The sequence below is a fragment of the Streptomyces sp. NPDC002640 genome (assembly GCF_053592575.1).
In genome coordinates this window covers 1-18729 of record NZ_JBSFVZ010000020.1, presented here as the reverse complement: position 1 = coordinate 18729, position 18729 = coordinate 1, and the positions used below count along the sequence as shown (strand labels likewise).

Genomic DNA, 18729 nt, shown 5'->3' with positions numbered 1-18729 from the left:
GCCCTTCTCCGCGTCCCGCTGCCGCCGCCCCGCGCCACCCGCGCGGGGCGGCGGCGCGCGTACGCGCCCGGCGTCCACGTCCCCCACCCGCTCGAGCGGCACGATCGCCAGGCGGCACGGACACCCCCGCGGGCGGCTGGGCCGCCCGGAGGGCGGCACGGGCGGGCGCAGGGCGGTGCCTTACGCGGCTGGCGGCTCGCCGGACCAGGCCCGGGCGAGCGGTGCCGTACGCTCGTCGCGGCTCGCCCCACCAAGGTCAGGCCCCCCGCGGGGGCCGTCACCCGGCCGGGGGAACAGCGGGGGCGGCTCGCCTCCGCGCAGGGGAGCCTGGGAGCGCGACCACACCCCCGGGAGGCACCGTGACCCCCCGTTTCCGCCCCGCGCACGCGGCCCTGCTCACCGCGGCAGTCCTGGCGACGATCGCCCCCGCCTCCCCCACGCCCGCCCCCGCGGAATCCGGCGCCGACTGCGCCGTGCGGACCACCGGCTCCACGGTGACCGCCCTGTGCCACAACCCCCACTCCCGCACGGACCGCCTCCGCCTGCACGTCGAGTGCGCCCGCTGGTGGGACGTGGACACCGACGGCGCCCCGGTCGACGCCGCCCCCGCCCGCGGCGTGGAGCTCACCGGGCGGTGCTGGAAGGAGGTCGCCTCCGCGTGGGTCAGCCACCGCCCGGCCTGAGCCCCGCCGCCGGCAGGACCCTTTCGCCGCCGCCAGGCCCCTGCCGCGTCACCAGGCCCCGAGGTCCGACGACGTCCACCGCTCGGGCCGCATCCGGATCACCACCGACTCCTCCGTGGCCACCGGCGACGCCAGGTACTGCTCCAGCGCCTCCCCCGACAGGTACCGCCCCGCGATCTCCCGGACCCGCTCCGCCGTCGCGGGCACGGACTCCTCCACCGGCCCCTCCACCGACACGTACCGCACCGTCGGCGTCAGCCGCTGCACCAGCAGCGAGAAGCGGCCGGTCTCCGCGATCAGCCCGGCCTTGCGCGAGTTGCGCCCGGTGAGGATCCACGGCCGGCCGCCCGGCTCGTAGAAGTACCAGAGGGGAACCAGCAGCGGCCCCCGTTCCGGCCCCGCCGCCACACCGAGCACCGCCGTCAACGGTTCTGCCAGGAACGCCTCGCGTTCCTCCTTGGAAAGCGCCATGCCCCGACGCTAGAAGGCGGCGTGTGCCGCCGCGGCCGAACACACCCGACGGGCGGCAGAACGGCTCAAACCGTTCGCCCCGGCCGGCAGGACAGCGGATACGCCGCGGCCTCCTTCGCCGCCGTCGTCGCGTCGCCCCGCCGGATCGCCTCGACCAGCGGGGCGTGGTCCATGTACGTCTCCGGCGTGAGCGCCGCCCCGACGTCACCGCGCAGCCAGGTCCGCAGCACCTCGCCGAGGTCCGCGTACAGCGCCGTCATCACGTCGTTGTGGGAGGCGGCCACCACCGCCATGTGGAACCCGGTGTCCGCGGTCACGAACGCCTCCACGTCACCGGACTCCCACGCCTCGTCGCGCCGCCGCAGCAGCGCCTCCAGCTGCCGCAGGTCGCGCTCGGTGCGCCGCTCGGCCGCCAGCGAGGCCGCGCTCGCCTCCAGCGAGGAGCGCAGCTCGGCGACGTGCCGGGGATCGGCGTCGGCGAAGCGGCGGTGCATCACCCCGGCCAGCTCGCTGGTGGCCACGACGTACGTGCCCGAGCCCTGACGGATGTCCAGCAGCCCGTTGTGCGCGAGCGCGCGCACCGCCTCGCGGACGGTGTTGCGGGCCACGCCCAGCTGCTCGACCAGCTCCGGCTCGGTCGGGATGCGGGAGCCGACCGGCCACTCGCCCGAGGTGATCTGGGTCCGCAACGACGCGATCACCTGTTCGGACAGCGCCGAGCGGCGGGGGTGGGTCAGAGGCATGGCACACCTTCGCACGAGGCGGGCCGGCACGGAGCCGGGAGAACCAGCAGAAGTGGACAGCCAATCATCCCATGATTCTATGATGGATCCATGTCTGATGGGCGCAACGTCTCCTACGAGGCGACCGAGAACCCGGCCCGGCGGCCGGGCACCACCCGCGGCGACGCGGACGCCGCGGGAGCCGCGGGAGCCGCGAAGGCGGTGTCCACCGCCTGGCGCACCCGCCTGCTGATGGCCGCCGTGGTGCTGGCGGCGCTCAACCTGCGGCCGGCCGTCACCAGCCTCGGCGCCCTGCTCGAGGAGGTCCGCGACGGCTTCGGGATGAGCGGCGCCGTGGCCGGCCTGCTCACCTCGGTGCCCTCCCTCTGCTTCGCCGTCTTCGGCGTCGCCGCCCCCCGGCTGGCCCGCCGCTTCGGCGCGCCCGCGGTCGTCTGCGCCGGCATGGCCGCCATCGCCGTCGGCCTGCTCGTACGCCCCTGGACGGGCTCCACGGCCGGACTGCTGGCCGCCACCGCGCTGGCCCTGATGGGCATCGCGGTCGGCAACATCCTGATGCCGGTGATCGTCAAGGAACGGTTCCCCGACCGGGTCGGCTCCATGACCGGCCTGTACTCGATGGCCCTGGCCCTCGGCACCTCCACGGCCGCCGCCCTCACCGTGCCGCTGACCGGCGCCCTCGGCGGCGACTGGCGCCTGGGCCTGGCCGCGTGGTCCCTGCTCGCCGTGGCCGCCGGCCTCGCCTGGCTGCCGCTGGTGCGCGGGCGCGGCGCCCGCGGAAACCGGGTGCCCGGCCCCCGCCGCGGTGCCGCGGAGCGGTCCGCGCCCGCGAAGGCGCCGATGCGGAGCATCACCCGCAGCCGCACCGCCTGGGCCCTCGCCGTGTTCTTCGGCCTCCAGGGCACCTGCGCCTACGTCACCATGGGCTGGCTCGCCCAGATCTTCCGTGACGCCGGGGTCTCCGCCGGCACGGCCGGGGTGCTGCTCGCCGTGACCATGGTGATGGGCGTGCCGCTCTCCTTCGTCATCCCGCGGCTGGCCGCCCGGCTGCCCCACCAGGGTCCGATGGTCATCGCCCTCGGCGTCAGCGGCCTCGCCGGCTACGCCGGCCTGATCGTCGCCCCGGCGGCCGGGGCCTGGCTCTGGGCGGTCCTGCTGGGCATCGCCAACTGCGCCTTCCCGCTAGCCCTGACCATGGTCGGCATGCGCGCCCGGACCGGGGAGGGCGTCGGACGCCTCTCCGCCTTCGCCCAGAGCACCGGCTACCTGATCTCCATCCCCGGCCCCGTGCTGGTCGGCGTCCTCTACCAGCACAGCGGCGGCTGGGGCCTGCCGCTGACGCTGATGGCGGGCCTCATGATCCCGCAGATGATCTTCGGCGTGCTGGCCGGGAAGAACCGGACGGTCGAGGACGAGCTCGTTCCCCGGGACGAGCAGGAGGAGCAGGAGGGGCGGGACGAGCAGGCGGGCGCCGCGCGGCGCTGACCACCCGGTTCCGGGACGGCGCCGGGGGAGTGCGAGACTGGGGCCATGGTGCTCGACCCGAACCCCCAGAACGGCCAGAAGAAGCTGCTGCTCGTTCTCAGCTCGTTCCTGCTCATCATGGTGATCATCGGCGTGATCGCCTCGATCGCCGCACCCTGACGGGCCGCCTCCGGCCCGCCCGGAACCGGTGGGGGTGGGGCTGTCCCCCCATCCCCTAGGGGACGGTCCTCAGGGTCGAATGGGTGGATCACCGGATGTGACGCCCGGCGCCCGGTGCGTAGCGTCTGTGGGGTGGCCCGGGAAGGGCCACCGGCCGTGCCCCCGCCGGGACGCGCCCCCCACCATTCGGAGGCATCATGCCGGTCCCCACGACGACCTCCTGCCCCGCCCGCGCCGCCGGTGACGGCGCCGGAACCGGGCGGACGCTGCCCTGGTGGAGCCTCCTGCCGTCCGTCCTGGCCTTCGTGACGCTGCTCCTGCTGGTCGCCGACCCGGCCGCCGACGGGGGACCGGACATCGGCGTGCTGGTCACCCGTCTGGCGGACATGGCCGGCCGCTGAGGCCGGCCGCCGAGGACCGCCGCCGCCCCGTGGCGGTGACGCCGGCCAACTCCCTGCGCCTCGCCGCCTCTTTCGTGCCAAGCTGGGATCCATGAGCGTCGCAGAACCCCGCACGATCGTCCTTTTCCGGCACGCGAAGGCCGACTGGCCCGAGGTCGCCGACCACGAACGGCCGCTCGCCGAGCGGGGGCGCATGGACGCCCCGGTCGCCGGCCGCAAGCTCGCCGACTCCGGCATCCCCTTCGACCTGGCCCTGTGCTCCACCGCCGTCCGCACCCGGGAGACGTGGAAGCTCGCCGTCCACGAGTTCCCGCGCCGTCCCCGGACGGTCTACGAGGAGCGGATCTACGAGGCCACGCCGGGCGAGCTCATCGCGGTGCTGAACGAGACGCCCGACGACGTGCGGAACGTCCTCATGATCGGCCACAACCCGGGCATCCACGGCGTGACCGAGGTACTGGCCGGTGGGGACGAGGGCGACGCCCGGGAGCGGATGGTCCGCCGCGGCTTCCCCACCGCCGCCTTCGCGGTGCTCACCTTCACCGGGTCCTGGAAGTCCCTGGAACCCGGCGCGGGCACGCTGACCGACTACTGGGCGCCCACGAAGTGACGACGGGTGCGCGCCGCGGAGGACGTCCTCCGCGGCGCGCACCGGTCAGTGCTCGGCGAGGCCGCCGTCGGCGGCCTCGACCTCCTCGCGGCTGATCCCCAGCAGGTACAGCACGGTGTCCAGGAAGGGCACGTTCACCGCCGTGTGGGCGGCCTCCCGGACCACCGGCTTCGCGTTGAAGGCGACGCCGAGGCCCGCGGTGTTCAGCATGTCCAGGTCGTTCGCGCCGTCGCCGATCGCCACCGTCTGCGCCAGCGGCACCCCCGCCTCCGCCGCGAAGCGGCGCAGCAGCCGCGCCTTGCCCGCGCGGTCCACCACCTCGCCGACCACCCGGCCGGTCAGGCGCCCGTCGACGATCTCCAGCGTGTTGGCCTGCGCGAAGTCCAGCCCCAGCCGCTCCTTCAGGTCGTCGGTGACCTGGGTGAAGCCGCCGGAGACCACACCCACCTGGTAGCCCAGGCGCTTCAGGGTCCGCACCAGGGTGCGGGCGCCCGGCGTCAGCCGCACCTCGCTGCGCACCTTCTCCACCACCGAGGCGTCCAGGCCCTCCAGGAGCGCCACCCGGGCGTGCAGCGACTGCTCGAAGTCCAGCTCGCCCCGCATCGCGGCCGCCGTCACCTCGGCGACCTGCTCCTCGCAGCCGGCGTGGGCCGCGAACAGCTCGATCACCTCGTCCTGGATGAGCGTGGAGTCCACGTCCATCACCACCAGCCGCTGCGCGCGGCGGTGCAGACCCGCGGAGACCACGGCGATGTCCACGCCGAGCGCGGCGGCCTCGGTGGCCAGGGCGGTGCGCAGGGGTTCCGTCGCCACGCCCGAGACCGCGAACTCCACAGCGGTCACCGGGTACTTGGCCAGGCGGAAGATGCGGTCGATGTTGCCGCCGGTCGCGGTGATCCGGGAGGCGATCGCGGCGGTCGACTCGGCGGTCAGCGGGTTGCCCAGCACGGTGACGATGGAGCGGCCGCTGCCGCGGGGGCGGTTGTCGCCGGTGCCGGAGAGGATCTCCGCCTCCATCTTCACGGAGCCGGCCCAGCTGTGGACGGCGGCGCGGAGGTCGCCCTCCTGCCCGGAGGGGGGCTGGGTGACCAGTGCGCAGAGCACCATCCGGCCGCGGATGACGACCTGCTCGATGTCGACGACGTCGACCCGGTAGGCGGTGAGGGTCTCGAACAGACCGGCGGTGGTCCCTGGGCGGTCCTTGCCGAAGATCTTGACGAGGAGGGTGGGGGCGTCGGAGTTCTGCGCAGCGCTCATGGTCCTCCCACCGTATCCGCCCGCCCACCCCACCCGCCCCACCGGTCCGCCACCCGGACGCTCCCTCCTGCGCGGCGGCCCCGCCCCGCGGGCGGCACGGGCGGGCACGGGAGCCGGAACGGTCGCGGCGCTGTCGAAGAGTTCGGGAAAGGTGGCGATTCGGTACCTGTCCCCCGTCCCGGCTTCCGGTCCCCCCACCCCGCCTGGGATAGTTCCCCCGGACGTTCGACATCCCTGGACTCCCTGTGTCGGGGGCCAATTCGGGGGACAACTCAGTGGGGCATGGAGTGCCAGAACTCGTACTCGAATTCAACGGACGGACCTGGACGCTCGATTCGTCCAGGTCCTACACGATCGGCCGGGACCCGCAGGGGGACCTGGTCGTCGACGACGCCAGGGTCTCCTGGCGTCACGCGACCGTCAGCCAGGCCGACGGCGGCTGGGTGCTGGAGGACCACGGTTCCACCAACGGCACCTACGTGCAGGGCCACCGCGTCCAGCGCACGCGGCTCCAGCCCGGAACACCGGTCCACCTCGGCAACGCCACGGACGGCCCGCGGCTGACCCCCTCGACCGCGCCCGCCGCCCAGCCCGCGCCCGCCGCCCAGCCCGCGCAGGCAGCGCAGCCCGCGCAGGCGGCCGCGCACACCCCGCCCGCCCAGGCGGCCCCGATCCCGCAGCCCGCGCAGGCCCCGCAGCGGGTGCCGCACGCCGCGCCCCCGGCGCCGCACGTCCAGCCGCAGTTCCCGGCCGGCGGCGGACCGCAGGGCACCCCCGGCTGGGGTCCGCCGCCCGCGCAGCCCTCCTTCCCCCAGCAGGGCGGGGCGGCCCCCTCCGCGCACCAGCAGAACGGCGGCGGCCGGCCGGTCCACGCCGAGCGCAGCCCCACCACGTTCCACCAGCTTGCCCTCGGCCGCGTGATGCGCATCGGCCGCGCCCTGGAGAACGAGCTGGTCGTCTCGGACCTGCAGGTCTCCCGGAACCACGCCGAGTTCCACGCGATGCCCGACGGCCGCTGCGAGATCCGCGACCTCGGCTCGCACAACGGCACGTACGTCAACGGCGAGCCCGTCCAGAAGGGCGGCACCCGGGTCCTCGGCCCCGGCGACGTCGTCGGCGTCGGCCACTCGACGTTCCGGCTGGTCGGCGACCGGCTGGAGGAGTTCGTCGACACCGGTGAGGTCAGCTTCTCGGCCCGCCACCTGACGGTCACCGTCGACGGCGGCAAGCAGATCCTCAAGGACGTGTCCTTCGCCGTCCCGGAGAAGTCGCTGATCGCGGTGATCGGTCCGTCCGGTTCCGGCAAGTCCACCCTGCTCAAGGCGCTGACCGGCTACCGGCCCGCCGACCAGGGCGAGGTCCTCTACGACAACCGGAACCTCTACAAGCAGTTCGCCGAGCTCCGCCAGCGCATCGGTCTGGTGCCGCAGGACGACATCCTGCACAAGGAGCTCACCGTCAAGAAGGCCCTCGGCTACGCGGCCAAGCTGCGGTTCCCCGCGGACACCACGTCCGCCGAGCGCGCGGCCCGGATCGACGAGGTGCTGCGCGAGCTCAAGCTGGACGTGCACAAGGACAAGAAGGTCACCTCACTCTCCGGCGGCCAGCGCAAGCGCGTCTCGGTCGCCCTCGAGCTGCTGACCAAGCCGTCGCTGATCTTCCTGGACGAGCCCACCTCCGGCCTCGACCCGGGCATGGACCGCGACGTGATGCAGCTGCTGCGCGGCCTGGCCGACGACGGCCGCACCGTGCTGGTCGTCACCCACTCGGTGGCCGAGCTGGCGATCTGCGACAAGCTGCTGGTGATGGCCCCCGGCGGCGCGGTGGCGTACTTCGGCCCGCCGGACGAGGCGCTGAACTTCTTCGGCTACTCCACCTGGGCCGACGTCTTCTCGGCGTTCGAGAACTACCGCGACTACGACTGGTCGGGCCGCTGGAAGGGCTCGCAGCACTACCAGATGTACGCCGCGGACGCCGACGCCGCGCCCCCGCAGTTCGCGTACGCCCCGCCGCCGCAGGCCGTCCGGCCGCCGAAGCCGCAGGGCTGGTTCTCCCAGTTCATGACGCTGGTGCGGCGCTACGTGTCGGTGATCGCCTCGGACCGCGGCTTCCTCGCGCTGATGGTGATCCTGCCGGCCGTCATCGGCTCGGTGAGCCTGCTGATCAACCCGGACCGCGGCCTGCTGCCCAACCCGCTCAACCCGCAGACCGGCCGGATCGTCCCCAACGGCACGGCCACCACGGTCCTGCTGATCCTCGCCGTGGGCGCCTGCTTCGCCGGCGCGGCCAACTCGGTCCGCGAGCTGATCAAGGAACGCGTGATCTACGAGCGGGAGCGGGCCACCGGCCTGTCCCGGTCGGCGTACCTGATGTCCAAGGTCTTCGTGCTGGGCCTGATCACGGTGTTCCAGGGCCTGCTCGTGGGCGTGATCGGCTTCGCGAGCCGGGAGATCCCCGAGGAGGGGCTCCTCCTGGGCGGAATGTCGCTGATAGAGCTCTCGCTGCCGATCATGGGCCTCGGCTTCACCTCGATGATGTTCGGCCTGATCATCTCGGCGCTGGTGAAGACGGCCGAGAAGACCATGCCGCTGCTGGTGATGTTCGCGATCATCCAGGTGGTCTTCACCGGCTGCCTCTTCGCCCTGCACGGCACGCTCGGCGTCAACGAGTTCTCGTACCTGATGCCGTCCCGGTGGGCGGTCGCGGCGGCGGGCGCCACGCTCGACTTCAACCGGATCGCCCCGCCGGAGGCCGGTGCGGACAACGACCCGCTCTGGGAGCACACCCTCGGCACCTGGTCGCTGGACATGATCGCGCTGATCGGTCTCGGCGTGATCTGCGGCTTCTTCGTGGCCCGCTTCCTGCGGCGGCACGAGCCGGAGGTCATGCGGAAGTGATCCGCGCGGACCCGTCCCCGAGGCGGGTCCGGACATGACGCGAGGGCGGCACCCCGGTGGGGGTGCCGCCCTTTCAACGTGTCAGCGGTTCCTGCTCAGAGGTCCGCGCCTGCCTCAGTACGCGCTGTTGACGTTGTCGATCGTGCCGTAACGGTCGGCGGCGTAGTTGGCCGCGGCCACGATGTTCGACACCGGGTGGTAGATGTCGTACGGCGTGCCGTCGACGTGGTACGTCTCGAAGGTCGGCGGGATCACCTGCAGCAGGCCCTTGGACGGGATGCCGTTCTTGGCGTTGATGTCCCAGAGGTTGATCGCCTTCGGGTTGCCCGAGGACTCACGCATGATGTTCTTGTACAGACCGTGGTACGAACCCGGAATGTTCTTCTCGTCCATGATGTCGAGGGCCTCACGGATCCAACCGTCCAGGTTGTTCGCGTAGACCTTCTTCGTCTCGGCCTGCTTGGCGACCGGACGGGCGGCGGAGCGGCTGGCTTCCTTCTCCTGGCGCTCCTCGGCGGCCTTCGCGGCAGCGGCCTTCTTGGCAGCGGCCTCGTCGGCGGCCTTCTTCTCCGCGGCCTTCTGCTCCGCCTGCTGGGCGGCGACGGCCTCGGCCTTCACGCTCGCACCCGCGGCCTGGTCGGCGACGTTGGCCTTCACGTTCTGGATCTGGTCGGCGCTGTAGACCACCGGCTTGGCCTGGGCGGCCTCGTTGGTGGTGGTCTCGGCGTCGGCCGGGACGACGGTGAAGGCGAGAGCCGCGGCGCTCAGGGCACCGGCACCGGCGATGCCGATCTTCTGCATCTGCTTCTTGGTGACGGCGGTGCGATAAGCGGAAAGGTTGAACTTCGGCATGGAACCTCATTCGTTGCGCGGATGTCGCTCGGCGTCCGGGGGTTCGGACTGTCCGGACGAGCCGGACGGAAGTGCACCCGAGGGGCGTCTCTGCGCCGCGGACGAATCCGCTGCGGTGAGCGACATGAGCAATTCTTAGCGACCGCAAAATCGCCTGGCAATCATGTGACCTACGATCCTGGATAGGAGAACGTAACCGGCAAATCAGGACAGACGCGCACGTAGATCCTGTTCAGGCGGCGCCTGAATGTCCTGGTTGTCTCCTATCTCCCTTCGTAAGTGACGGGGGTCTCGTGGACGGCCTCACACGGCTCCCTGCTCCGTTTCACACAGAGTTGCTGGCGCAACGCATCGCGTCAGCGGATTACGGAGACGGACCGGGACCAGCGACCGGTCCTCGGACGGTCCTCGGGACCGATCCGGCAGCCCGGGACCGCCGGTAGCGTGACCGCCATGAACGAAGGCACCCCCCGCTCGCCGGCCGGACTGGCGGCCGTCAGCGACGCCCTGCTCGCCATGAGCCGGCGCCTGGAGGTGGGAGACGTCCTCAAGACGATCGTGTGCCGCGCCCGGGAACTGCTCGGCGCCCGCTACGCCGCCCTGGGCGTGCCCGACGACTGCGGCGGCTTCGCGCGCTTCGTGGTCGACGGCGTCGACGAACCCACCTGGAAGGCCATCGGCCCCCTCCCGCGCCAGCACGGCATCCTCGCCGCCATGCTCCACGAGGGTCCGCAGCGCCTCGACGACGTCCGCGCCGACCCCCGCTTCGAGGGCTGGCCCGACGCCCACCCGGAGATGACCGACTTCCTGGGCATGCCCATCCGCGACGGCGAGGAGATCCTCGGCGCCCTCTACCTGGCGAACAAGGAGGACCCCGGGCGGGAAGGGGCCGCCCGGGGCGACACCGGCCCCGACGCCTCCCGCGGCTTCACCGAGGAGGACGAGGAGCTCCTCTCCCTCTTCGCCCAGCACGCCGCCATCGCCCTCACCAACGCCCGCCTCTACGAGCGCAGCCGCGAGCTCACCATCGCCGAGGAGCGCTCCCGCCTCGCCCACGAGCTGCACGACGCGGTCAGCCAGAAGCTCTTCTCGCTCCGCCTCACCGCCCAGGCCGCGGCCACCCTCGTCGACCGGGCGCCCGCCCGCGCCAAGGAGGCCCTCGGCGAGGTCGCCCAGCTCGCCGCCGAGGCCGCCGACGAACTGCGCGCCGCGGTGATCGAGCTGCGCCCCGCCGCCCTGGACGAGGACGGCCTGGTCGCCACCCTGCGCAGCCAGGTCCAGGTCCTCGACCGCGCCCACGCCGCCCGGGTCTCCTTCACCAGCCACGACGTCCGCGCGCTGTCCGCCGCGCAGGAGGCCGCCCTGCTGCGGGTCGCCCAGGAGGCCCTGCACAACGCGCTGCGCCACGGACGGCCCAGCACCGTGGACGTCGTCCTCGAACGCCACGGCCCGTCGGTCGTGCTGCGCGTCACCGACGACGGCCGCGGATTCGAACCCGACGCGGTCCTGAGGACCGGCCGCCACCTCGGCCTGGTCTCCATGCGGGACCGCGCCACCGGCGTGGGCGGCACGCTCACGGTCAGCTCGGCGCCCGGCAAGGGCGCCGTCGTCGAGATGGAGGTTCCCGGTGGCTGACCCGGTCAAGGTCCTGCTCGTCGACGACCACCAGGTGGTCCGGCGAGGCCTGCGCACCTTCCTCGAGGTGCAGGACGACATCGAGGTCGTCGGCGAGGCAGGGGACGGGGAGGAGGGGGTCACCCGCTGCGAGGAGCTCCGGCCCGACGTCGTCCTGATGGACGTCCGGATGCCCGGCTCCGACGGCATCGAGGCCCTGCGCCGCCTGCGCGCCCTCGGCAACCCGGCCCGCGTCCTGGTGGTCACCAGCTTCACCGAGCGCCGCACCGTGGTCCCCGCGCTGCGGGCCGGAGCGGCGGGCTACCTCTACAAGGACGTCGACCCCGACGCCCTCGCCACCGCCATCCGGTCCGTCCACGCGGGCCACACCGTCCTTCAGCCGGAGGTCGCCGAGGTGCTCCTCTCCGAGGAGAACGGCGCGGGCGAGGGCCGCGGCGCCGCCCTCACGGACCGGGAACGCGAGGTCCTCGCCCTGATCGCCGAGGGCCGCTCCAACCGGGAGATCGCCCGTTCCCTCTTCCTGAGCGAGAAGACGATCAAGACCCACGTCAGTTCCGTCCTCATGAAACTCGACGTCTCCGACCGCACCCAGGCCGCCCTCTGGGCCGTCCGCAACGACCTCCCTTGACCACCCGCGCGCGCGTGCGTGCGCGAGACGCGGCCGGCGAGGTGCGGCCGGGGGAGTGGCCGGGGCGTTCGGCCGGGGCAGAGCCGTCACCCCCGGTGACGCTCCTCCACCGCCGCGTTGTACGCGGCAACCATCGCCCGCCGGGCCGTCCGCTCCACCGGGCGCAGCGCATCCCGCCGCGCCGCCATCTCCCCGGCGCTCACCGCACCCCCGTGCCCCCGCTCGTACGCCAGTGAGACCAGCAGTCCCACCCGCTCCGCCAGCCGCAGCACCCGCGCCGCCCGCGGCGGATACCCCGGAGCCAGCGCGTCCCGCCCCTGCGCCCGCTCCGCCCGCGCCCGGTACGCGTCCAGCGCCGCCTCGGCGACCGGCCCGGAAGCCGCCACGTCCAGCCGCGTCAGCACCTCCGTCGCCTCCCGCAGCGCCTCCGCCAGCTCCCGCTCCGCCTCGCCCAGCGAGGGGACGTCGGCCGGTGGCGCCTCCCGCACCGGCAGGCAGTGCCAGACGACCTCGACGTGCACGTCCTCCGCCCCGCCGGCCCCCTCGGGCCCCGCCTCGTACACCTCGGGCACCAGGCCGAGCGCCACCCCGTGGCAGACCACCGCCTCCTCCGCCTCGAGCGCCCGCGCGTTGAACTCCGCCGGACCGCTCAGTCCCAGCGGATGCCCCGGCGCGGGCAGCGCCAGCCGCAGCCCGGCGGCCCCCAGGGCGCGCAGCCGGCCGAGGGCCAGCGACAGGCCTACGGCACGGTCCTCCCCGGGCAGGCCCTCCACCCGGTGCAGCGCGTCGTCGCCGACAATCGCGGCCACCGCGTCATCAGGCGGTACAAGGTGGGCAAGAAGGGCATTTCCCCAGGCGGCCAGGCGCCCCGCACGTGGTTCGGTCAGCATGCGCCCAGCCTAAGGACCGTCCCACTGGATTCCCCAGGACACCGGGTGGCGTAGATTTTTCCGAAAGGGCTGCGCCCGCCGGCGCACACGACAGCCGACACCGGCCGCCGCCGTCACGACGGGGAGGGCCGAGAACGCAAGGGGAGACAGCGCGCTGATGAGCGATGTTCTGGAGCTTGAGGACGTATCCGTGGTCCGCGAGGGCCGGGCTCTGGTGGACCGGGTCTCCTGGTCGGTCAAGGAGGGGGAGCGCTGGGTCATCCTCGGACCCAACGGCGCGGGCAAGACCACCCTGCTCAACGTCGCCTCGAGCTACGTCTACCCCAGCAAGGGCACCGCCACGATCCTCGGCGAGACCCTGGGCCGGCCCGGCACCGACGTCTTCGAACTGCGCCCCCGCATCGGCATGGCCGGCATCGGCATGGCGGAGAAGCTCCCCAAGCGCCAGACCGTTCTGCAGACCGTGCTCACCGCCGCCTACGGCATGACCGCCGCCTGGCAGGAGGAGTACGAGGACGTCGACAAGGAGCGCGCCGCCGCCTTCCTCGACCGCCTCGGCATGAGCGACTTCACCGACCGCACCTTCGGCACCCTCTCCGAGGGCGAGCGCAAGCGCACCCTGATCGCCCGCGCCCTGATGACCGACCCCGAGCTGCTGCTGCTCGACGAGCCGGCCGCGGGCCTCGACCTCGGCGGCCGCGAGGACCTGGTGCGCCGCCTGGGCCGCCTGGCCCGCGACCCGATCGCCCCCTCCATGATCATGGTGACCCACCACGTGGAGGAGATCGCCCCCGGCTTCACCCACGTCCTCATGATCCGCCAGGGTGAGGTCCTGACCGCCGGCCCCATCGAGCTGGAGCTCACCTCCCGCAACCTCTCCCACTGCTTCGGCCTGCCCCTCGTCGTCGAGCAGGTCGGCGACCGCTGGACCGCCCACGGCCTGCCGCTCACCTAGGAGCTCTCCGGCACCGGCGACCCAACGGCCTTTCACCGCGCCCCCGTTCGCGCACTGTCGGCGACGGGGGCGCGGTCCTACCATGACCCCGTGGACATCGACGCGTGGGTCTGGTGGCTGGTGGCGGCGGCGGTGCTCGGCATCGCCCTGGTGATCACAGCGATGCCCGAACTCGGGATGCTCGCCGTCGGCGCGGTCGCCGCGGCCATCACCCGAGGTCTCGGCGGCGGCATCGTGCTGCAGGTGGCGGCCTTCGTGGTCGTCTCCGTGGCCCTGATCGCCGTGGTGCGCCCCATCGCGGCACGGCACAGGAACCGGCCCCAACTCTCCAGCGGGGTCGACGCGTTGCGCGGCCGTCAGGCGGTCGTGCTCGAACGGGTGGACTCCCGTGGCGGCGGCCGGATCAAGCTCGCCGGCGAGGTCTGGTCCGCGCGGGCCCTGGACCCCGGCACCGTATTCGAGGCCGGGGAGGAGGTGGACGTCGTCGACATCGACGGAGCGACCGCCGTCGTGATGTGAGCCCGCCGCCCCGCCGCCCTTCCCGCGGCCCGGTCAAGTGGCCGGAACCCGCCCCAGGGGCCACCGGGGTCTGCGAGACTCGAGCGGAAAGATCTTCGACAACCACGCCATCTGCCGCCCGCGACGCGGCCGAGAGGGGTACGGGGAGCCACGATGGAACCGGTCATCATCGTTCTGGTCATTCTGGTGGTGTTGGTCTTCATCGCCCTGATCAAGACCATCCAAGTCATTCCGCAGGCCAGCGCCGCGATCGTCGAGCGCTTCGGCCGCTACACCCGCACCCTCAACGCGGGCCTCAACATCGTGGTGCCGTTCATCGACACCGTCCGCAACCGCATCGACCTGCGCGAACAGGTCGTCCCGTTCCCGCCGCAGCCGGTGATCACCCAGGACAACCTGGTGGTGAACATCGACACGGTGATCTACTACCAGGTCACCGACGCCCGGGCAGCCACCTACGAGGTGGCCAGCTACATCCAGGCCATCGAGCAGCTCACCGTCACCACGCTGCGGAACATCATCGGCGGCATGGACCTCGAGCGCACCCTCACCTCCCGCGAGGAGATCAACGCGGCCCTCCGCGGCGTCCTCGACGAGGCCACCGGCAAGTGGGGCATCCGCGTCAACCGCGTCGAGCTCAAGGCCATCGAACCGCCCACCTCCATCCAGGACTCGATGGAGAAGCAGATGCGCGCCGACCGCGACAAGCGCGCCGCGATCCTCCAGGCCGAAGGTGTCCGGCAGTCCGAGATCCTGCGCGCCGAGGGTGAGAAGCAGTCGCAGATCCTGCGCGCCGAGGGTGAGGCCAAGGCGGCCGCCCTCCGCGCCGAGGGCGAGGCCCAGGCCATCCGCACGGTCTTCGAGTCCATCCACGCCGGCGACCCGGACCAGAAGCTGCTCGCCTACCAGTACCTCCAGATGCTGCCGCAGATCGCCAAGGGCGACGCCAACAAGCTCTGGATCGTCCCCAGCGAGATCGGCGACGCCCTCAAGGGCCTCGGCGGCGCCTTCGGCAACTTCGCCCCGCAGAACGGCGGTTCACCCGGCTCCGTGCCCAGGCCCGCGGGCAGCGGCAGCGACCGCCTCGAGAAGCCGACCATCGACTGACCGGCGGCCCAGGCTTCCGGCCGCGGTCTCCGCTCTTCGGAACGCGGCCTTACGGAACGCGGCTCTTCGGGACGCGGCTCTTCGGAACACGGCCGAGGGCCCGTCACCCGCCCGGGGTGACGGGCCCTCGGCCGTCCGTCATGCGGGAGGGACTCAGGCGGCCGCCCGTACCGCCAGCCACTCCGGCAGGTCCTCGAGGTCGCGGTTCCCGCCCATCGCCAGCAGCATCGCGTCCGCCGGCGTCGGCTCGAAGGGCTGGTGCAGCAGCGGCATCCCGGCCTGCTCCGGCGTCCGGTCCGCCTTCCGGTGGTTGTCCTCCGCGCAGGAGGCGACCGTGTTCAGCCACGAGTCCTTGCCGCCCTGCGCCCGGGGAACGACGTGGTCGACGGTGGTGGCGCGCCCACCGCAGTACGCGCACCGGTGCCGGTCCCGTACCAGCACACCCCGCCTCGACCATGGCGCTTGTCTTCGGAACGGCACCCGGACGTACCTGCAGAGCCTGATCACCCGTGGCGCGGGTATGTCCACCGCGGCGGCCCGCATCCGCAGATCGGGGTGGGCCTGCTCCACGACCGCCTTGTCCTGGAGGACCAGCACCACCGCACGGTTCAGCGTCACCGTCGACAGCGGCTCGAAGCTCGCGTTCAGCACCAGCGTGTCCCGCACAACCAGCCCACCTCTCGTGTGCCGGCCGCCCCCCTGGCAGGCCGGAACCCCACTCTGGCCGGGCGTGCCGCAAGGGACAACGCAATATCCGCCGCCCCAACGGCAGAAAAAGAAGCCCGCCCCTGATCAATTCCAATACCAGGGGCGGGCAAACGTGCCGCGCGGGACTGACGCGCACTCAGCTTCCGGCGGGAACCTCGTATTCACCGATCAGGTGCGCCCGGGCCAGCGTGTGGAAGCGCAGGTTGAATCCGACGGCCGCCGGAGAGGCGTCCGCGTCCGGGCCGAGCTTCTCCTGGTCCACGGCGTAGACCGTGAACACGTACCGGTGCGGTCCGTCGCCGGGCGGCGGCGCCGCGCCGCCGAAGTCGCGGGTGCCGTAGTCGTTGCGCGCGTGCACCGCGCCCTCGGGCAGCCCCTCGAACTTCCCGGAGCCCGCACCGACCGGAAGCTCGGTCACGGTGGCCGGGATGTCGAAGAGCACCCAGTGCCAGAAACCGCTGCCGGTGGGCGCGTCCGGGTCGAAGCAGGTCACCGCGAAGCTCTTGGTCTCCGCGGGGAAGCCCTCCCAGCGCAGGTGCGGCGACGTGTTGCCCGCCGCGTGCACCTGGGCGTCCGCGAGCCTGCCGCCCGCCTCGACATCGTCGCTCGTCACCGTGAACGACGGCACCTCGGGGTGGAAGTCGTGCGGCAGCGGCGGCCTGGTGGACTGGGTCACCTCGGTACCTCCTGGCTGTGTTGCGAAAGCTGGATCTACTGGGTCTTCTGGATCTACCTGTCCCGTCCGAGCCTAGAACCAGTTGCGCTTGCTGCCGACCTCGGACAGCCACTGGTTGAGGTAGGCCGTCCAATCGGTGGCCTGGTAGTTCTGCAGACCGACCTGGAACGAGCGGAACGTGTCGCTGCCCTCGCTGAACAGCCCCGGCTTCTTGTCCATCTCCAGCACCACGTCCATCTCGGACTGGTCGGCGACGAAGCTGATCTCCACCTGGTTCAGCCCCCGGTACTGCTGCGGCGGCAGGAACTCGATCTCCTGGTAGAACGGCAGCTTCTGCCGGGTACCGCGGATGTGCCCGCGCTCCAGGTCCGCGTTCTTGAACCGGAAGCCCAGACGGACGAAGGCGTCCAGGATCGCCTTCTGCGCCGGCAGCGGGTGCACGTTGATCGGGTCCAGGTCGGAGGAGTCCACCGCCCGCGCGATCGCCAGCTCCGTCGTGACCCCGACGTGCATCCCGCGCAGCGGGGAACCCTCGATCATGGTGATCGGCGTCTCCCACGGCACGTCGATGCCGAAGGGCACGGTGTGCACGGCGCCGGCCTCGAGCTGGAAGGCGCCGCCCAGCGGGACCTTCAGGAACTCGATGTTCTGCCGGTGCTCCGTGTCGTCCGGCCCTTCCACCTCGACCTGCGCCTGGAGACCGACCGCCAGGCCCTCGATCTGCTGTGCCACGGACCCGCCCTGGATCCGCACCTCACCCTGGACCACACCACCGGGCACCACGTTGACCTCGGTCAGCACGGTCTCCACCGAGGCGCCGCCGGCACCGAGACTCGCGAGCAGCTTCTTGAACCCCATCTGTTCCCCTCTTTCCAGGCGCCCCCGTGGGTCCGCGCCCGCTCAGTAGTCCCTGAAATTCTGTGATTCCTGACGATTACTGGTAACGCGCGGGACGGTGGGACGGTTCCTGTCGCCCGGATCCCCACAGAACGGACCGGAATCCTCCGCATCGGCGCTCCCGGCAGGCGACCCGCGCGGCTCCAGTACTCTCGGAGGACATGATCGCGAGCCTCGACCGTACGCCCCTGTCCAGGTCCTTCTTCGACCGCCCCGTCCTCGAGGTGGCACCCGACCTGCTCGGCCGGCTCCTGGTCCGCACGACGCCCGAGGGTCCGATCGTCCTCCGTCTCACCGAGGTAGAGGCCTACGACGGCCCGAACGATCCCGGCTCGCACGCCTTCCGTGGACGCACCGCGCGGAACGCGGTCATGTTCGGTCAACCCGGTCACGTGTACGTCTACTTCACCTACGGCATGTGGCACTGCATGAACCTGGTCTGCGGACCGGAAGGGCGGGCGAGCGCTGTCCTCCTCCGCGCGGGCGAGGTCCTGGAGGGTGCGGAGCTCGCCCGCACCCGTCGCCTTTCGGCACGCCATGACAAGGAACTGGCCAAAGGCCCGGCCCGTCTGGCCACCGCCCTGGACATCGACCGCGCCCTCGACGGCACCGACGCCTGCGCCTCGACGGGGTCGCCCCTGACGGTCCTCACCGGTGCGCCCGTCCCCTCCGACCAGGTACGGAACGGCCCGCGCACCGGCGTTTCCGGCGACGGCGGCGACGGTGACATCCACCCCTGGCGATACTGGATCGACGGCGACCGCACGGTGAGTCCGTACCGGGCCCACGTCCCGCGTCGCCGCCGCGCTTGACTCCGACTCCAGCGGTCCGTAAGGTAGTCCGAGCCGTCAGACGCGGTGGGCGTTCTGCCTCACCGTGTGCGGCCACTCCACTACTCAACCTCTCCCCTCAGCGGGGCGAATTCTTGCGTGCCCGCACGCCGGGAATTCGAACTGCGCGACTCGATTATGAGTTCCGTGGCGGAGTTGGTTAGCGTAGTGAACGTCGAAAGGCCCACGGACCTGGTCCGGAAGCCCACGGCAATCCCCTCCGACAGGGAATCGGACACCGAAAGGGTCTGATAGAGTCGGAACCGCCGGAAAGGAAAAGCGCCGCGAAAGTGGTGCTGGAACTGGAAAGCACCGAGGAAATCGGAACG

General features: G+C 72.2%; 20 protein-coding genes. 12 read left to right on the top strand and 8 right to left on the bottom strand.

Going from position 1 to position 18729, the window contains the following annotated elements:
• The first annotated feature begins 359 nt into the window (after positions 1 to 359).
• Positions 360 to 683: a hypothetical protein gene (locus ACWD3O_RS24230; RefSeq protein WP_451417330.1), complete on the top strand. Its 324-nt coding sequence runs from the start codon at positions 360 to 362 to the stop codon at positions 681 to 683.
• Positions 684 to 731: 48 nt separating this feature from the next.
• Here ACWD3O_RS24230 and ACWD3O_RS24225 read toward each other — a convergent pair whose 3' ends face one another.
• Positions 732 to 1154, bottom strand: coding sequence for a pyridoxamine 5'-phosphate oxidase family protein (locus tag ACWD3O_RS24225; protein ID WP_451417329.1), 423 nt, complete (start codon positions 1152 to 1154; stop codon positions 732 to 734).
• Positions 1155 to 1219: 65 nt separating this feature from the next.
• Entirely contained in the window at positions 1220 to 1897 is a 678-nt protein-coding gene (locus ACWD3O_RS24220) for a FadR/GntR family transcriptional regulator (RefSeq protein WP_451412388.1), read from the bottom strand.
• 90 nt (positions 1898 to 1987) lie between these two features.
• On the opposite strand from ACWD3O_RS24220, the gene ACWD3O_RS24215 reads away from it, so the two are divergent.
• From ACWD3O_RS24215 to ACWD3O_RS24200, 4 genes are all read left to right on the top strand, one after another.
• Entirely contained in the window at positions 1988 to 3379 is a 1392-nt protein-coding gene (locus ACWD3O_RS24215) for a CynX/NimT family MFS transporter (protein WP_451417328.1), read from the top strand.
• Positions 3380 to 3427: 48 nt separating this feature from the next.
• Positions 3428 to 3538 (top strand): SGM_5486 family transporter-associated protein, encoded by a 111-nt coding sequence (locus ACWD3O_RS24210; RefSeq protein WP_356138392.1) that lies wholly within the window; start codon positions 3428 to 3430, stop codon positions 3536 to 3538.
• 197 nt (positions 3539 to 3735) lie between these two features.
• Positions 3736 to 3939, top strand: coding sequence for a hypothetical protein (locus ACWD3O_RS24205; protein WP_451412386.1), 204 nt, complete (start codon positions 3736 to 3738; stop codon positions 3937 to 3939).
• Between the two features lie 91 nt (positions 3940 to 4030).
• Positions 4031 to 4549 carry a SixA phosphatase family protein gene (locus ACWD3O_RS24200; protein ID WP_451412385.1) on the top strand — a complete coding sequence of 173 codons (519 nt, stop codon included), beginning with the start codon at positions 4031 to 4033 and terminating at the stop codon, positions 4547 to 4549.
• A 45-nt stretch (positions 4550 to 4594) separates the two neighbouring features.
• Here the strand turns inward: ACWD3O_RS24200 and serB are convergent, their stop codons facing one another.
• Positions 4595 to 5806 (bottom strand): phosphoserine phosphatase SerB, encoded by a 1212-nt coding sequence (gene serB / locus ACWD3O_RS24195; RefSeq protein ID WP_451412384.1) that lies wholly within the window; start codon positions 5804 to 5806, stop codon positions 4595 to 4597.
• Positions 5807 to 6093: 287 nt separating this feature from the next.
• On the opposite strand from serB, the gene ACWD3O_RS24190 reads away from it, so the two are divergent.
• Positions 6094 to 8703, top strand: coding sequence for an FHA domain-containing protein (locus ACWD3O_RS24190; protein ID WP_451417327.1), 2610 nt, complete (start codon positions 6094 to 6096; stop codon positions 8701 to 8703).
• A gap of 114 nt (positions 8704 to 8817) precedes the next feature.
• Here the strand turns inward: ACWD3O_RS24190 and ACWD3O_RS24185 are convergent, their stop codons facing one another.
• Positions 8818 to 9555, bottom strand: coding sequence for a transglycosylase SLT domain-containing protein (locus ACWD3O_RS24185; RefSeq protein WP_451417326.1), 738 nt, complete (start codon positions 9553 to 9555; stop codon positions 8818 to 8820).
• Positions 9556 to 10008: 453 nt separating this feature from the next.
• On the opposite strand from ACWD3O_RS24185, the gene ACWD3O_RS24180 reads away from it, so the two are divergent.
• Together ACWD3O_RS24180 and ACWD3O_RS24175 are read left to right on the top strand one after the other, a co-directional pair.
• Positions 10009 to 11190 (top strand): GAF domain-containing sensor histidine kinase, encoded by a 1182-nt coding sequence (locus ACWD3O_RS24180; RefSeq protein WP_451417325.1) that lies wholly within the window; start codon positions 10009 to 10011, stop codon positions 11188 to 11190.
• Positions 11183 to 11818, top strand: coding sequence for a response regulator (locus tag ACWD3O_RS24175; RefSeq protein ID WP_451417324.1), 636 nt, complete (start codon positions 11183 to 11185; stop codon positions 11816 to 11818). Before ACWD3O_RS24180 ends, ACWD3O_RS24175 begins: the two co-directional genes overlap by 8 nt.
• 86 nt (positions 11819 to 11904) lie before the next feature.
• On the opposite strand, the gene ACWD3O_RS24170 is transcribed toward ACWD3O_RS24175, so the two are convergent.
• Positions 11905 to 12708, bottom strand: a complete 804-nt coding sequence (locus tag ACWD3O_RS24170) for a hypothetical protein (protein WP_451417323.1) — start codon at positions 12706 to 12708, stop codon at positions 11905 to 11907.
• A 157-nt stretch (positions 12709 to 12865) separates the two neighbouring features.
• On the opposite strand from ACWD3O_RS24170, the gene ACWD3O_RS24165 reads away from it, so the two are divergent.
• The 3 genes from ACWD3O_RS24165 (at position 12866) to ACWD3O_RS24155 (ending at position 15289) form a co-directional block, all read left to right on the top strand.
• Positions 12866 to 13663 carry an ABC transporter ATP-binding protein gene (locus tag ACWD3O_RS24165; protein WP_451412378.1) on the top strand — a complete coding sequence of 266 codons (798 nt, stop codon included), beginning with the start codon at positions 12866 to 12868 and terminating at the stop codon, positions 13661 to 13663.
• Between the two features lie 90 nt (positions 13664 to 13753).
• Complete coding sequence (locus ACWD3O_RS24160) at positions 13754 to 14182, top strand: NfeD family protein (RefSeq protein WP_451412377.1); 429 nt, start codon at positions 13754 to 13756, stop codon at positions 14180 to 14182.
• A 153-nt stretch (positions 14183 to 14335) separates the two neighbouring features.
• A complete protein-coding gene (locus tag ACWD3O_RS24155) occupies positions 14336 to 15289 on the top strand; it encodes an SPFH domain-containing protein (protein WP_451412376.1) in 954 nt (317 codons plus the stop codon).
• A gap of 153 nt (positions 15290 to 15442) precedes the next feature.
• Here the strand turns inward: ACWD3O_RS24155 and ACWD3O_RS24150 are convergent, their stop codons facing one another.
• The 3 genes from ACWD3O_RS24150 to ACWD3O_RS24140 all read right to left on the bottom strand — a co-directional run bounded on the left by ACWD3O_RS24150 (position 15443) and on the right by ACWD3O_RS24140 (position 17531).
• Positions 15443 to 15955 (bottom strand): HNH endonuclease, encoded by a 513-nt coding sequence (locus ACWD3O_RS24150; protein ID WP_451412375.1) that lies wholly within the window; start codon positions 15953 to 15955, stop codon positions 15443 to 15445.
• A gap of 178 nt (positions 15956 to 16133) precedes the next feature.
• Complete coding sequence (locus ACWD3O_RS24145; protein ID WP_451412374.1) at positions 16134 to 16673, bottom strand: YbhB/YbcL family Raf kinase inhibitor-like protein; 540 nt, start codon at positions 16671 to 16673, stop codon at positions 16134 to 16136.
• A gap of 72 nt (positions 16674 to 16745) precedes the next feature.
• On the bottom strand, positions 16746 to 17531 hold the full coding sequence (locus ACWD3O_RS24140) for a sporulation protein (RefSeq protein WP_451412373.1): 786 nt from the start codon (positions 17529 to 17531) through the stop codon (positions 16746 to 16748).
• Between the two features lie 200 nt (positions 17532 to 17731).
• On the opposite strand from ACWD3O_RS24140, the gene ACWD3O_RS24135 reads away from it, so the two are divergent.
• A complete protein-coding gene (locus ACWD3O_RS24135; protein ID WP_451417322.1) occupies positions 17732 to 18382 on the top strand; it encodes a DNA-3-methyladenine glycosylase in 651 nt (216 codons plus the stop codon).
• Positions 18383 to 18729 lie beyond the last annotated feature (347 nt).

What these genes read in the sequence shown, in the direction of transcription:
- ACWD3O_RS24225 (WP_451417329.1), bottom strand. Translation starts at nt 1,154, where the DNA reads ATGGCGCTTTCCAAGGAGGAACGCGAGGCGTTCCTGGCAGAACCGTTG.
- ACWD3O_RS24220 (WP_451412388.1), bottom strand. Translation starts at nt 1,897, where the DNA reads ATGCCTCTGACCCACCCCCGCCGCTCGGCGCTGTCCGAACAGGTGATC.
- ACWD3O_RS24215 (WP_451417328.1), top strand. Translation starts at nt 1,988, where the DNA reads ATGTCTGATGGGCGCAACGTCTCCTACGAGGCGACCGAGAACCCGGCC.
- ACWD3O_RS24205 (WP_451412386.1), top strand. Translation starts at nt 3,736, where the DNA reads ATGCCGGTCCCCACGACGACCTCCTGCCCCGCCCGCGCCGCCGGTGAC.
- ACWD3O_RS24200 (WP_451412385.1), top strand. Translation starts at nt 4,031, where the DNA reads ATGAGCGTCGCAGAACCCCGCACGATCGTCCTTTTCCGGCACGCGAAG.
- serB (WP_451412384.1), bottom strand. Translation starts at nt 5,806, where the DNA reads ATGAGCGCTGCGCAGAACTCCGACGCCCCCACCCTCCTCGTCAAGATC.
- ACWD3O_RS24185 (WP_451417326.1), bottom strand. Translation starts at nt 9,555, where the DNA reads ATGCCGAAGTTCAACCTTTCCGCTTATCGCACCGCCGTCACCAAGAAG.
- ACWD3O_RS24180 (WP_451417325.1), top strand. Translation starts at nt 10,009, where the DNA reads ATGAACGAAGGCACCCCCCGCTCGCCGGCCGGACTGGCGGCCGTCAGC.
- ACWD3O_RS24170 (WP_451417323.1), bottom strand. Translation starts at nt 12,708, where the DNA reads ATGCTGACCGAACCACGTGCGGGGCGCCTGGCCGCCTGGGGAAATGCC.
- ACWD3O_RS24165 (WP_451412378.1), top strand. Translation starts at nt 12,866, where the DNA reads ATGAGCGATGTTCTGGAGCTTGAGGACGTATCCGTGGTCCGCGAGGGC.
- ACWD3O_RS24155 (WP_451412376.1), top strand. Translation starts at nt 14,336, where the DNA reads ATGGAACCGGTCATCATCGTTCTGGTCATTCTGGTGGTGTTGGTCTTC.
- ACWD3O_RS24140 (WP_451412373.1), bottom strand. Translation starts at nt 17,531, where the DNA reads ATGGGGTTCAAGAAGCTGCTCGCGAGTCTCGGTGCCGGCGGCGCCTCG.
- ACWD3O_RS24135 (WP_451417322.1), top strand. Translation starts at nt 17,732, where the DNA reads ATGATCGCGAGCCTCGACCGTACGCCCCTGTCCAGGTCCTTCTTCGAC.